10 protein-coding genes are annotated in these 13,546 nt (G+C 58.7%); 2 read left to right on the top strand and 8 right to left on the bottom strand.

Annotated elements, in window-relative coordinates:
• The 6 genes from ACY69P_RS07385 to ACY69P_RS07360 form a co-directional block, all read right to left on the bottom strand.
• Positions 1-1,631 (bottom strand): PAS domain S-box protein (locus ACY69P_RS07385; RefSeq protein ID WP_462327032.1); only part of this gene is annotated, 1,631 nt, incomplete at its 3' end.
• On the bottom strand, positions 1,628-2,767 hold the full coding sequence (locus tag ACY69P_RS07380; protein ID WP_462327031.1) for an ABC transporter substrate-binding protein: 1,140 nt from the start codon (positions 2,765-2,767) through the stop codon (positions 1,628-1,630). The genes ACY69P_RS07385 and ACY69P_RS07380, both read right to left, overlap by 4 nt.
• Before the next feature lie 183 nt (positions 2,768-2,950).
• Positions 2,951-3,244, bottom strand: coding sequence for an ErpA-related iron-sulfur cluster insertion protein (locus ACY69P_RS07375; RefSeq protein ID WP_462327030.1), 294 nt, complete (start codon positions 3,242-3,244; stop codon positions 2,951-2,953).
• Positions 3,245-3,440: 196 nt separating this feature from the next.
• Positions 3,441-3,608 (bottom strand): hypothetical protein, encoded by a 168-nt coding sequence (locus tag ACY69P_RS07370; RefSeq protein WP_462327029.1) that lies wholly within the window; start codon positions 3,606-3,608, stop codon positions 3,441-3,443.
• Between the two features lie 162 nt (positions 3,609-3,770).
• The gene (locus ACY69P_RS07365) at positions 3,771-4,664 is read right to left on the bottom strand and encodes a glycyl-radical enzyme activating protein (protein ID WP_462327028.1); all 894 of its coding nucleotides are present in this window, start codon (positions 4,662-4,664) and stop codon (positions 3,771-3,773) included.
• Between the two features lie 150 nt (positions 4,665-4,814).
• The gene (locus tag ACY69P_RS07360) at positions 4,815-7,259 is read right to left on the bottom strand and encodes a glycyl radical protein (RefSeq protein WP_459902181.1); all 2,445 of its coding nucleotides are present in this window, start codon (positions 7,257-7,259) and stop codon (positions 4,815-4,817) included.
• Between the two features lie 298 nt (positions 7,260-7,557).
• On the opposite strand from ACY69P_RS07360, the gene ACY69P_RS07355 reads away from it, so the two are divergent.
• Entirely contained in the window at positions 7,558-9,063 is a 1,506-nt protein-coding gene (locus tag ACY69P_RS07355) for a sigma-54 interaction domain-containing protein (RefSeq protein WP_462327027.1), read from the top strand.
• A 102-nt stretch (positions 9,064-9,165) separates the two neighbouring features.
• On the opposite strand, the gene ACY69P_RS07350 is transcribed toward ACY69P_RS07355, so the two are convergent.
• Together ACY69P_RS07350 and ACY69P_RS07345 are read right to left on the bottom strand one after the other, a co-directional pair.
• The gene (locus tag ACY69P_RS07350) at positions 9,166-9,900 is read right to left on the bottom strand and encodes a sulfite exporter TauE/SafE family protein (RefSeq protein ID WP_462327026.1); all 735 of its coding nucleotides are present in this window, start codon (positions 9,898-9,900) and stop codon (positions 9,166-9,168) included.
• Positions 9,893-10,465, bottom strand: a complete 573-nt coding sequence (locus ACY69P_RS07345) for a DUF4125 family protein (protein ID WP_462327025.1) — start codon at positions 10,463-10,465, stop codon at positions 9,893-9,895. The genes ACY69P_RS07350 and ACY69P_RS07345 overlap by 8 nt, the downstream gene beginning before the upstream one ends.
• A gap of 824 nt (positions 10,466-11,289) precedes the next feature.
• Here ACY69P_RS07345 and ACY69P_RS07340 point away from each other — a divergent pair.
• Positions 11,290-12,798, top strand: coding sequence for an APC family permease (locus tag ACY69P_RS07340; protein ID WP_462327024.1), 1,509 nt, complete (start codon positions 11,290-11,292; stop codon positions 12,796-12,798).
• The last annotated feature ends 748 nt before the right edge of the window (positions 12,799-13,546 follow it).

Raw genomic sequence — 13,546 nt, 5'->3', positions numbered from 1 at the left:
GACTGGGCAATGCCGTCCACGATACGCGGAATCTTTCGCGCCTCTAGGTAGGCCTGCATCGTCTCCAGCGGGCATCCCGCAGCTTCGGCGGCTTGAATGTTCGCTTTGATATCAGGCGAAAACCGCCGCCGTAGATTTTGCGCTCCCTGCAGGATGCTCCCAAGTGGGTTGTTGATTTCGTGAGCCATTCCAGCAGCGAGTCCACCTACGGACATCATTTTCTCGGTCTGGACCATAATTTCTTCCATGCGGACCTGTGCGGTTACGTCGTCCATACGCACAACCACCCCGCCCATCTCCCCGCCAACGAGCGGGAACACTGTCACATCATAGAGGGTCAGAAGGTCGCTGTTTACGCTACGCCGCTTGAGCGTACAGGGACACTCCTGCTCTTTGGTTGCGCCGTGTACCACAGAAACGATATCCGGCTGATCTGCAAAGAAGGCCTCCAGCGGGCGGGGACCTTTGGTCATGTCGGCCTTCTCGCCGAAGATCTCCCGCGCCCTCGTATTGCACAGCCGCACCACATGCTCTTCATCCACCCAGATGAGCACTGAGGGCATAGAATCGATAACGCTTTGGAAAAACGCCCGCGAGACGCGGAGTTCCTGTTCCCGCTCGCGCACTTTGGCCGACATGCGACCAAAGACCTTGTCAAATTCCGCGAGCTCTGAATACTCGCTCCCCTGCGCCGGCGGCGTGGGGTATTCCCCTTCGGCCACCGCGGTGAGGCCCTCACTGTACCGCTGCATAGGCGCAACGACATTGGTGCGGAATTCCTTAGTTAAAGCGACAAGCACCATCATGAAGACACAGAACGTCAAAAAGGCGATGAGCACGCCAAAGACCACAACAGGCCGAAAAATGGTCCGCGCCTTGGTGGCAACCAACAGCCGCCACCCCGTCCCCGGGATATGCGTCAGTGTTCCAAAGTAGAGGGTGTCGCCCGCAGTATAAAACTGCGCCTCATTGGACTGCGGGGGCTGAGTGAATATCTCCAGTGAGCCAATATTGTACTGCACCCGCACCAACTCCTGATCCGGGTGCACGATGAGGTTGCCGTATGCGTCGGTGAGGATAATGGTCCGCTCCGAGGACACAAATCCATAAATAAACTGCTGGAGGGCATCCAGACTGAGTTCGGCCACCACCTTGCCCCCCGCATCCGTCGGGATGCTGGTAAAAACCACCAGTTTGCCGGAATGCGGGGAGATGATGGGGGAGGTCAGCACATGGCGCTGGGTGTTTGATTGCGTCAGATGAATGGGGAAATCCACCCCGCGGATGCCGCGCGGCGCCACGGCCACGATGTTCCCGTCACTGTCCAAAAAAATAAGACGTTCAAAGCGGTCAAAATAACGCCCCAGCCCCTCAAAGGCGTCCTCAAGACCCGTTTCCTTATCGCGCGGTGTGAGCAGGGTAACGGTTTGCAGCACATCTTCAGCGCCATCCATATAAAAACCGACATTCTTGGACAGAGAGCGTGCTAGCTGGCGCGTTTCGCGCTCCACAATGCGCAGTTGATTCACCGCGACAAGCGTCACCGCCAACGCAGTGAGCAAAAGCCCAGGGATAAGTATCCACTGAATAAGCTTTTTGCGAAAGACTGCCGTCAACGAAGCCCGACTCATTGCGCGTCCCCGTCTACTGTCACAAACTGACCATCCCGGACCACAACGATGGTCCCGGTCCGTTGGACATCGCCATATTCATCAATGGCAAACGGCCCCATAATGCCGGAGGAAAAGGTCATCCCGGGGATAATTTCTTCTAGCCCGCGCGTACTGCCGCCATTACGGCGGACGGCATCAGCAAGCACCTGCACAGCCTCATAGCCAAAGGCCGCGGCAAAGTTCGGCTCCCATCCAAAGCGCTTTTGGTAGCGCTCTTTGAACGCTTCGTAGTCTGAGTGAGGGTTGTCCTCTGAAAAATGCACGGCAAAGAAGATACCTTCTACGCTCTTCCCCCCGGTCTGGATTAGCTCCTGGGTAAAGCCCCACATGCTGCTCATGATGGTCCATGGCGCCTTGTACAGCCGGGAGTACTGGGCAAACACCGCAAGATCGCGCGCGGCGGTCACGGCCACGACCACATCGGGACGCATGTCCTCCAGAATTGCCACCACGTCCTGCCAGTCAACTTGCCGCTTAGAGTCCACAGGCACCGCGCCAACGACTTCGCCGCCCAGCCCCTGAAAATACTCGGCAAAGGTGTCTTTATACGGCTCGGTAAAGGGTGCGTTGGAGGTGTCCCAGATAAAGGCGACCCGGCGTTTGCCCTGGTGCTTCACTGCGTAGCTTGCAAGATTCTTGGACAAGTCCGTCAGTGTGGGAACCACCCGGAAGAAGTTGTCTTTGATTCCTTGAATGCGGTCCGTAGAGGTGGTGGGGGAGATATACACGACATCATCGCCGTGCGCTTCCAGCGCGGCAAGGGATTGGGCGCTGGTCATGTGCCCGATGATGACGTCCACCCCAGCGTCCAGCAATTCCCTATCTGCCCGAATGGCCCCTTCATCGGTGCTGGCATCGTCGCGGGTGATAAGCTTCAGCTCGCGACCGTCCACCCCTCCTGCGGCGTTAATTTCCTCAATGGCCAGCGTGACGCCGTTGCGCCCCTGCACGCCCAAATCGGAATACTTCCCCTTCTGCGGTCCGGAAAAGCCCACCACGATGGGCGAATCCGAGCATGCCACCACGAGGCTGGAAAAAAGCGCGAAAGCGACGGCAAGGCAGATGCCGCGCGGCGCAAATGGTAGTCCACCCATACTCGTTCTCCTCGACGTGTTAGATCCCTTGTATGACTGTACACGGAACACCCGCCCTCTGCCAATTTCCACCATGACACGAAAGGACCACGCCGGTACAAAACACAAAAGGCCCCCGCACGCGCATGCGGGGGCCTTTGTGATGGAGGGTGGCGTCATGCTTCCCCTTAGAAAGCGTGGTGCCTAAAACTCCTCAGCCGTGACCACGACTTCCTTATTGTCGTCAAACGCCACGGAGTACGTCTTGCCATACTTGAGGAGGAAATCTTCGTGGGCAATAAAGGGCAGGTCGCTCACGGTGACTGCTTTATCCTCGTCCTCTTCCGGTTCGTCCAAACCAAGGCCGAGTTTGATCTTGGAGCTGCATCCGCCGCCGCACTTGTACTCGTGCAGACGCACGCAGGTGCCTTCATCTTCGTCCTCCAGCATGGAGCGCAGGCGCTCAATCATCTCTTCGGGAATGTTTACGGTAAACATAGTAGGTCCTCCTCTTGTTTAGGGTGTTGCAGGTCGACGCTTTTGGTGCCGCCTGCGGGGCGTATCACGTACAACACAGATGTCCGCCACAAACCCGAGGAGGAAAACAAAGAGGTGGGAGGCGCTCCACAAAAAGCGCCCCTTGCCAAGACAACAAGGGGCGCACAGAGCAAACCGACAAGGCACGCGGAAAAGGCTACGCTTCCAGCGCAGTCAGCTCCACTTCCTTGTTCTCGTTAAACTTCAGGGAATATGCGGAGCCGTACTTGTCGAGGAATTCCTCTTCTGCGGTGAACGGCACGCCGCTCACCTCAATCTGCACGTCTTCGTCTTCGTCGGGTTCGTCCATGCCCAGACCGAGCACAACTTTGGCGTGTCAGCCGCCACCGACCTTGTATTCGCGCAGGCGAACACAGGTCCCGTCGTCCTCATCCTCCAGCATGGAGCGGAGGCGTTCGAGCATCTCTTCGGGGATGGAAACGGTAAACATGTGGTTTCTTCTCCGTCTGTGTCGAATGATGATGGGTTACACAATGACGGGCGTGAGCCCGTGCCGTACAAAACGTTCCTGAACCACGGCCAGTTCCTCAGGCGTATACTGCGCCAGTTCGGGAAGCGGCATGTTCAGGGCGAGGTATTTGCTCTTGCCAAACAGGTGGCAAGGCATGATTTCCACCTCAGTGCGGCCGTATTCGGCCAAAAATTCCGCCATCGCGGCGATGTTCTCTTCCGAGTCGTTCATGCCCGGCATAAGGGGCATGCGGATGCGCACTTCCGTGCCGGATTCCAGCGCCGCGCGCATGTTGCGCAGGATGAGCGCATTCTCCACACCGGTCAGGCGCTTGTGTTCGACGGTGTCCATATGCTTGCAGTCAAACAGGAACAGGTCGGCAAGCTCGATGGTTTTGTCGAACCGCTCCTCCGGACAGTAGCCGCAGGTGTCTACCGTGACGTGGAAGCCTTCGTCGTGCACGGCCTGCACCATGTCGAGGAAGAACTGTCCGCCGGAGGTTGGCTCGCCGCCGCCAAAGGTCACACCGCCGCCGGAATTCTCGTAGTACAGGGCGTCCTTTTGGATGACGTCCATGACCTGCTCGACGCTCATCTCCTCGCCGGACATGACGCGCGCCTTGGACGGACAGCTGGACACACAAGCTCCGCAATGGGTGCAGACGTTCATATCGCGGCCAAACACGCCGTCCTTTTCGACGACTGCGCCGTGCTGGCAAGCGTCCTTGCAGGCTCCGCAGTGGGTGCACAGGTTCTCAAACACCAGCATCTGCGGCGACGTGCGCTGCGATTCGGGATTGCTGCACCATTTACAGCGCAGCGGGCAGCCCTTCAAAAACACCGTGGTCCGAAGCCCCGGGCCGTCCTGCACTGACATTCGCTGAATATTGTAAATAATTCCCTGACTCATCATCGTCTCCGCAAATGCGTTGTGAAAAAGGTGCGCCCCCGGGTCTCTATCCCACCCCCGGGGGCGCATATGAGGAAGCAGTGGAAACGCGGGCGGGATCCCCACCTCGGTGCGAGAGTCTTCCCCCCGCCCGCGCTTCCGGTTCCGGTACTAGGATGCGTACTCGGTACGTTTGATGATCTCGTTCTGCACGCCCTTGTCGAGGCGGGTGAAGTAGGCGCTAAAGCCTGCCACACGAACAACGAGGTCGGAGTAGTCCTGCGGGTTCTCCTGCGCGTCCTTGAGGGTTTCGGAGCTGACGCAGTTGAACTGGATGTGCGATCCACCGTAGTCGCAGTAGGTCTTGATCAGGGACACGAGCGTCCTCATGCCGTGCGGACCTTCGATGATGGAGGGCGAGAACTTCACGTTGAAGTGGTTCGCGCCGTAACGCACGGTGTCGATGGCTTCCGCGCCGGACTTGATGAGGGCGGTGATGCCTTCATGGTCGGTGCCGGGCATGGCGGAGACACTGCCGTCCGTCAGTGCCACGCCGGACTTGCGGCCCGTGGGCAGTGCGCCCATGAGGGAGCCAAAGTAGTTGTGGTAGGACAGGGAATACGCGTCCAGCGGAGTGCGGTGGCCGAAGCAGTCCGGGCCCTGCGAATGGTGGATTTCGTCCACATCGCGGTAGAACTGCTGCACCACGCTTTCCACCTCGGGCACATCGTTGCCGTGCTTGGGCGCCTCGAAGCACATCTTCTGGATGTCCTCGTAGCCGACGAAGTTGGCTTCCAAAGCCTCCAGCAGCTGCTGCATGGTCAGCTGCTTGGTGTCGAACACCAGATGCTTGATGGCCAGCAGGGCGTTGGCAGCGTCGATGCCCGCGGTCATGATGGGGTTCACCTGAGAGTAGGTGCAGCCGCCGGCTTCCTCGCACACGCCGTTCTCAATGCAGCCATCGTACATGGCGGAGCGGAAGATGCTAGGCACAACCTGCACACGCGCCATCTGGCTGAGATCGGAGTGCTTGCGGGAGATGTTGAACAGGTGATCCAACTGCTTCTTGGTGGCTTCGTACACGTCGTCGAAGGTCTCGAAGGTCAGGGGATCGCCGGACTCGACGCCAACCTTCTTCTTGGTGACGGGGCACTTGCCGTTGTGGAGCATCAGTTCCACAACCTTGGCGAGGCAGGGCTGGTCTTCCTGAGCGATGAAGCTGCCCTTGCCGCACACGCCGGTGGACACGCAGCCGAAGTTGCCGCAGTTGCGGGCGTCCTCAAGGGTGATGCCGTTTTCGTACTGGGAGAAGCGAGCAAGGTTACGCTGGACCACGACGTCGTTGTTGAGAATCTGCGGCTGGCCGGAACCACCACGGATGCACTCAACAACCTTCTTCATGTAGGAGTCCTTGAGCTTGGGATGGAAGAGCAGCGTCAGCGTGGGCTGGATGTTCTTCATCTGAATCTGGGTATCCAGAAGCAGTTCCTCCAGCTCGGTGCTGGCGTCGTTGCCGTTGGCGTCCACGCCGCCGATGGTGATGCTCTGGCCGGTGTGACCGGACAGGGTCAGCGCGTAGGAGTTGCCCTGGTACTCAGCCAGCTCAAGGTGCTTGATCCACTGGAACTTCAGGAGCGTGAGCACCTGTTCCTTGGTGAGGCGGCCTTCCTCGATGTCCTTCTTGTAGAAGGGGTACATGTACTGGCCATAGCGGCCCGGAGAGGTGGCGCAGGCCATCTGCTCAATCTCGATGGCGAGGTGCGTGAACCAGAAGGACTGGATGGCTTCGCGGAAGTTGCGCGCGGGGTACTCGGGCACGCGGCGGCAGATTTCAGCGATTTCCAGCAGCTCGGCCTTGGCCTTGGGATCGCTCTCGTCCTCGGCGGTCTTCTCGGCGAGGTCGGCGTAGCGGTGAGCGTGCTTGATGCAAGCTTCGAGGGCCACGATCATGGAGCGGTAGAGATCGTGCTTTTCCTTGTTCTCCAAGGTGGTGGGGCAGTTCTCGAAGCGGGAGCGGATGTCGTCGATGAGCCAGCGCAGGCCCTTGTTGAGCACCATGGGATAATCGGCAATGCCGGAGCCGCTGGCGACGCTGACGTTCTCGTAGTACATGCCGGCCTTGGCAAACGGCTTGGGATTGATGCCGTACTTTTCCTTGAACATCTTGTTGTTCAGGTCGATGCAGGTACGGCCCTTCCAGCGCTTGTAGGTCTTTTCCAGAAGTTCCTGCGTCTCGGCGGGGATTTTCATCTCGCCAAGGGAGGCCATCTTGGCCATCTGCATTTCTTCCTTAATCCAGGCAACGTTCCACTCGGGGTAGGCGTACACGCCGGCGCGGACGCCGGTGAGGGTACCCACGATGGGGTTGCCGTCCAGGAAGATGTTCTTCTTGGTCAGCACGCGCTCGAACAGCTTGGCGCGAATGTAGTAGGTGGATTCACCACGGAACTCTTCGTACACCTCGTTCAGGAACTGCAGGCGTTCGGGGTCCATGACCTGGGGGGCGGTCATCAAAAAGTCTTTGAGTTCCTTCACGCGGCTGTCGGCCGTATCCCAATTGATGCCGTATCCCGCGGCTGCGGTTTCGGCAGGCTTATCACACGTACACGTCGTCATTTCCGTCTCCTGTTGCTGTAAAGATTATCCCTGAGGTGATGATCCTTGCGGAGCTTTCTTGCTTGTTCGATTTGGAACTTGCACGGGGTGTGCCAGAGGGCACAAGCGGTGAAGATATGCCCTTAAGTTACTGTTTTTACGGGATGTTTTTCCTTCTACAGGCTTTACTTTTTAGGTGAAAAAAGTTTGCAATTTGAAAAATTTCTTTCTTTTTACAAACAATTCTTTCATTGTGCTGGGGCCAAAAGGGTGGCAAAAGCCCTCCCCACCCACAAATGCAGCAATGAGGTTGTGAAAAATGAACGTTGACCCACTCGCCTTTGCCAATGTGTCCCGCAGGGACGTCCTGACTTCCGCCATGCGCAGCATTTGGGAGAATCTTGGCTTTGGTGTGGCCGTGGTGAACGCGGACGGCATCTGTGAATACATGAACACCATCCAGCGCCGCGTGGACGGGTTCAGCCGCATCCATGTCGAAGGGCAACACATCACCAGCCTCTACCTGCCCTACGAGCTCTCGCGCATTCCCACTATGGAATGCCTTGAAGACGGCAAGCCCCTGCTCAAAAAGTCCTATTACTACAAGACCACCAACAACTATCTGGCCAGTACGGTGTCGGACTTTATTCCGCTGTTCCGGCGGGGGAAGAAGGACGGCGTTATCGCCTTCACGCTGTGGACGGGCACCACATCCGTCGCCGACAGGGCGCGGGGGTGTGCCGGTTCGGCGCGCAGCTCCGGGAAGAATACCGACTGCTATACCTTTGACTGTCTGGTGGGTGATGATCCGGCGCTGCGCGAAGTGCTGGACGAAGCCCGCACCGCCGCAGCCACGCCCTCGCCGGTGATGATTTGGGGCGAGAGCGGCACGGGTAAGGAAGTGTTCGCGCAGGCCATCCACTCGGAAAGCGATCGGCGCAGCAAGTCCCTTGTGCCGGTGAACTGCGCGGCTATTCCGGAAAACCTGCTGGAGGGCATCCTGTTTGGTACGGCCAAAGGCGCGTACACCGACGCCCCGGACAAGCCCGGCCTGTTCAAAGAAGCCGATGGCGGCACCCTGCTCCTTGACGAACTCAACTCCATGCCCCTTGGCCTGCAGGCCAAGCTCCTGCGCGTGCTGCAGGAGAAACGCGTCCGCCGCCTTGGCTCGCATTCGGAAATTCCCGTGGACGTGCGCGTCATCAGCATCCTGAACGAGGACCCGTTCACCGCCATTCAAAATGGCCTCCTGCGGCGCGACCTGTTCTACCGCCTTGCCGTCGTGGGCATTGCCGTACCGCCCTTGCGCGAACGCAAAAGCGACATCCAGCTTTTGGCGCGAACCTTTATTGGGCGCTCCAGCCTGCCGGCATCTGGCAAACCCGTTGTTCTGTCCGACGACGTCCTGCACATGCTGCAGGACTACGACTGGCCGGGAAATATCCGCGAACTGCTCCATGTCATTGAGGGCAGCCTTGCCCTACTTGGTGAGCGCCCCGCCATTGAACGCGACTGTCTGCCCCGACACTTTCGCGATGCCTACCGAACTGGCGTCTCCCTGGGCGGCCCCAATCTCGGCGGGGCCCAGCAGCCCCAGCCTGCCCCGGCTCCTGAGCCGGAACCCGCCTTCTTCGACTACAGCACCGTAAAGAAAAGTAGCGTCATCCCGCTGAAGGCCTGCGTGCAGGAGTACGAAACCCAGTGCATCCGTAACGTCCTGCGCCTCACCGGCGGCAACGTGGCCAAAGCCGCACGCATCTTTCAAATCACCGGTGCCGGCCTGCGCTACAAGATGCGCCAATTGGGCATTGAGGATGAGGACTAGCGGCGCTTCCCCTCTCCATCAGCTAGCACAGAAAAACGCCGGTCATGCGGGACAGTACGTCTCGCATAACCGGCGTTTCTTTTGTGTTGAGTGCAACAAAACCTACAGAAAAGCGCGGCCTAGGCAGACCACTCCGGCAAGGACAATGACGCCCATGAGCACCCGTCGGAACAGCCTCACATTAATGCGGCTGACCACGGGGAACGAGCACAGCGTCCCAAGGATAGTGGCGGGGACGCCGTAGAGCAGGTAATCCGCAAGGATAGGCGTATACAGCCCGGACGCCGCCTGCAGGCCACAGGTCATGCTTCCGCGGATAATAAAAAAGACGCCAAGGGTGCCGAGGAAGACGCGGGGCGTCCAGCCTGTATACAGGCCGTAGGCCCCAACAGGCGGACCATCAAAAGAAATAGCCGTGCCCAAGAGGCCCGCGCCAAACCCCGCAGCGCCGCCACGCGCCCACGACTCACCGCGTTCGCCCGTGACGCGGAAGGAATGTTGCCAATAGACATAGTAAAGAAGCAGCGCCCCAACCGCGCCTTGCAGCATGGAGCCGGACACCACATTCAGGATAAACAGCCCAATTAGCGCGCCGGGCAGAGAGCCCACAAGCATGGGCCACAGCGCCGACACCCGGCAGTGCCGAAAATGCATGCACGCAATACAGCCGTCCATGACCACGTTCAGGATGCAGCTGAGCGGCACCAGCTCGTGCATGGGAATCATGAGCGCGGCCGTGGGCACAGCCACCATGGCCCCGCCAATGCCGCTGACGCCCGAGACGAACCCGCCCACGAACCACGCGCAGAAAACGAGAAGGAAAACCGGTTCAGGCATCAGCGCACCGTGACGACTCCGCCGCCAACCGGGCTTCACACTCCTCCAAGCTGTCATGACCAAGCTGGCGCATCAAAATCTCGTAGCGCTCACGCACAAGGTTGCGCCCAGCCGCATGGGCGTCCTTCACACAAGCCTCATACGCTTCAAGGCTCTCGCCGGAATAGGTTTGCAGTTCGCACCCGAGGTACAGGCGAAATCCTGGCTGGCCATCGGCCTGCACCACATGCGGAAAGTCCTTGGTCACCTCACGCCGCCACGCACATTCTGCGTTGAGGATGACATCAATGCGCGGGTCCGTACTCAGCCGAGGAATGCGTCGTTCCATCAGCGCGTATTTTTCCGTCATGAGGTTGCGCCCTGCCTCTTCTGCACGGCGCACGTCCACGGCGTAGGCCACCAAAAAATCATCGGACAACACAGCGTGGGTCATCTCGCGCATGAGACGGAAGGATTCTGGACGCTCCTGACATATGGATCGCCCCCGGCTGTTCACGGCCTGAAACATACGCAGTTCACCAGCAATAATATCGTCAATCAAAGCCTTGCGGCGTTCTTCGGTCATAAAGGTTTCTCCTGAATTGCACCGTTCTTTTGCCGCGCGAAACAAGCTCCTTTCGCGCGGCACCATCCTGCGCGTGACGTTTCTTCAAAGATAACGCGGGGCCGCCAACACAGCCTGCACTCCGAGCGCACAGAACTCCGCCCAGCCCAGCCGTGGCGCGGGCTGAACCACCTCAGACTGGCCTCAAAAAATGCTAGACGAGGCCCCCGTTCTCGTGAAATGAGTCACGACATTGCGACAGCAAACTTGGTGCCGATTCACCGGACATGCTTGTGCAAAACTCCCCGTACCGCGCAATCGCCACGAAGACCGCTCTTTTCTTCATTTTCCTCGACACAACGCCGCCACTCAGATGTTTCACCCAGTGCAAAGACGCGAACCGCTGCGGGAAAAGAATTTACGCAAATGGAAAGTTTTTTTTCGATTGCGAAAATATCTTTTTGCACCCCCTGGCGCCCATATATTATGCTCATGAGTTTCTACAAGAATACCGGGATATTAAACGGATAGTGAAGTCTTTCACGTGCTGGCATTCAACTTGCTGGTTTTGTCACAAGCAATTCGCGAATCTGCTGACTCCCTGAAGGTGATGACCTCGTAGAGACCCGCTTGTTCAACTCTGCGTGAGAGGCTCGCCATGCACCGCCCTGCGGTATGTCGCCACGACGCATGGCACACAAACCCTCGACGTACACCCGCTGTGCGTCTACGGCAGGCCGTCGCCCTCCCGGCGCGACCAGCCGGCGGCACCCCCAACGTGTACGCCCGGACCTGCCCCAAACGACCAAGGCGCCCGCACACCGGACGCCTTCGAGAGGATAGTCGTGTCACAAGATGAACAGTTAGAATTGCAGAAATCCCTTTCCCCGGCTCAGGTCTGGGCTTTGGCCCTTGGCTCCATCGTTGGTTGGGGATGTTTCGTCCTCCCCGGCGATATGTTCCTTCCCGAAGCTGGCATCATGGGAACCCTGATCGGGTTTGTTGTCGGCGCCCTCCTGCTGTGCTTTGTCGCCACATGCTACAGCTACATGATCAAATATACCCCCGTTGCCGGCGGCGCGTTCGCGTATGCCTACGTCGGCTATGGTCCCACCGCCGCCTTCATCTGCGGCTGGGCGCTCGTCTTGGGGTATATCGCCATTGTCTGCATTGATATTGCGGCCCTCGCCCTTATTTTCCGCTTCCTCTTCCCGGGGGTCTTTGCATTCGGGCCACTCTACTCAATAGCGGGCTGGCAGGTGTTTACCGGCGAAGTGCTCCTTATGACCGGCGCAACCCTGCTCTTTGGCTTCCTGAACTACCGGGGCATCAGCTTTGCGGGTAAACTGCAGGTCGTTCTGGCCTTCCTGCTTACGGTGGGCATCATCTCGCTGTTCGCGGGTACGGCTTCCATGGAGAGCGCCCAGCTGAGCAACCTCACGCCGCTGTTCTCGGACCACCGCTCGCCCTTGGCATGCGTGCTGCTCATCTTCGCCATTTCGCCATTCCTCTTTGTGGGCTTTGACACCGTGCCGCAGGCGGCGGAAGAGTTCAGCTTCAATCCGGCCAAAGCGCGAAACATCATGATCATCGCCATCCTGTGCGGTGTTGTGCTCTACAGCTTTGTCACGCTGTCCGTCGGCATCGTGATTCCCTACCCCGAGATGCTGGCCAAAATGGACGCCATGCGCGCCGCTGGCGGCACCGCATGGGCCACCGGCGAAGTCGCCAAGATGGCCTTTGGCAAATTCGGCGCCGTAGTCCTCTCCTGCGCCGTGATGGGCGCGGTGTGCACCGGCATCAACGGCTTCTACATCGCCACCTCGCGCCTGCTCCTCAGCATGGCTCGCGGCGGCATCCTGCCCAAGTGGTTCGGCGATATTCACCCCAAGTACCGTTCGCCCTACAAGGCCATTCTGTTCACCATCGCCATCGTGCTGCTGACCCCCTTTGCGGGCCGCTCCGTCGTCGCATGGATTGTGGACATGAGCTCTCTGGGTACCGGCATGGGTTACCTGTTTACCTGCCTCGCCGCGCGCCGCGTGCTGCTGGGCTCCCCGGCTGAAGCCAACCGAGGCGTGCGCCTGTTCACTTGCACCATGGGCACCATCACCGCCGTGATGTGCATCTCGCTGCTGCTCATCCCCGGATCCCCCGCCTACATCGGCGTGGCTTCCCGCTGGTGCCTCGTGATCTGGATCGCCCTCGGCCTGTTCTTCTACTTCTCCAACAAATCCGAATGGGCCAAGCTCCCCGAGGCGCAGCTGCGCAACAACATCCTCGGCAGCACGGACATCCCGGTCTTCTTCGGCAACTCCGCCCCCGAGACCCAGTCCGAAAGCCCCGCAAAATAACCGCCAAACGCCCGGCCACGGTCACCCAAGGCCACCGGACGTACGACGCCCCCGCATGGACATCCATGCGGGGGCGTTTTTTGGACGGGAACCAGCCAAAAGAGAACTCAAGGGAGATGCCAAGGGCTTACCGCAAGCTATCTGGGTGAGCATTCAGCCTTTGGGCCGTCCCCCCCCTCAAGAGGCTTAAGCATGGTCGCTCTTCAAAACATCTGGCCATTTGCTTGCAAGAGCAATCACCTGCAAGCACTTGATTGCAGGTGATTGCAAAATAAATGCAAGCAAATGCTAGTAACTGCTTGCAGGTGCTTGCACCTGATTGCATTTGCAAGCGTTTGCTAGCCGTTGATTTTTCAAAACGCATAACACGGATTAGATACTCAAAAACATACTCATTATACCCTTGCATGCGCAGAGAAAAGCCAATGTAACGTCTGACCCAAAGTGTTACAGTGGCGTGAGACCTCACGCCACTGTAACGCGGGGAATACCACACTTTGAATGCGTATCTTTCGCCCTACGCGGTGTACCAATCCAAACGCGAAAAATCGCCTTCACACGGCACACCCTCTCGCCCAAACCACACCTACGAGAGTAACACCCAACACCACCAGAACCCCCTTTCTTGCAGGCCCTTCCAGCACGCAGTGGTGCCCACCTAGAGGCCTCAACAGACACGTTTCACGCATGGGGAGCCCATTACCAAAACGGCCTCTAAGCAGTCGAAGAGGGAAAGAAAACCAAGGCG

Source organism: Desulfobaculum sp., assembly GCF_054921475.1.
Note: the sequence above shows the minus strand (reverse complement) of the source record. Positions and strands in the feature narration are given on the sequence as shown.

Coding starts and splice junctions, on each gene's coding strand:
- ACY69P_RS07360 (WP_459902181.1), bottom strand. CDS start 7,259: ATGACGACGTGTACGTGTGATAAGCCTGCCGAAACCGCAGCCGCGGGA.
- ACY69P_RS07380 (WP_462327031.1), bottom strand. CDS start 2,767: ATGGGTGGACTACCATTTGCGCCGCGCGGCATCTGCCTTGCCGTCGCT.
- ACY69P_RS07365 (WP_462327028.1), bottom strand. CDS start 4,664: ATGAGTCAGGGAATTATTTACAATATTCAGCGAATGTCAGTGCAGGAC.
- ACY69P_RS07375 (WP_462327030.1), bottom strand. CDS start 3,244: ATGTTTACCGTAAACATTCCCGAAGAGATGATTGAGCGCCTGCGCTCC.
- ACY69P_RS07345 (WP_462327025.1), bottom strand. CDS start 10,465: ATGACCGAAGAACGCCGCAAGGCTTTGATTGACGATATTATTGCTGGT.
- ACY69P_RS07355 (WP_462327027.1), top strand. CDS start 7,558: ATGAACGTTGACCCACTCGCCTTTGCCAATGTGTCCCGCAGGGACGTC.
- ACY69P_RS07350 (WP_462327026.1), bottom strand. CDS start 9,900: ATGCCTGAACCGGTTTTCCTTCTCGTTTTCTGCGCGTGGTTCGTGGGC.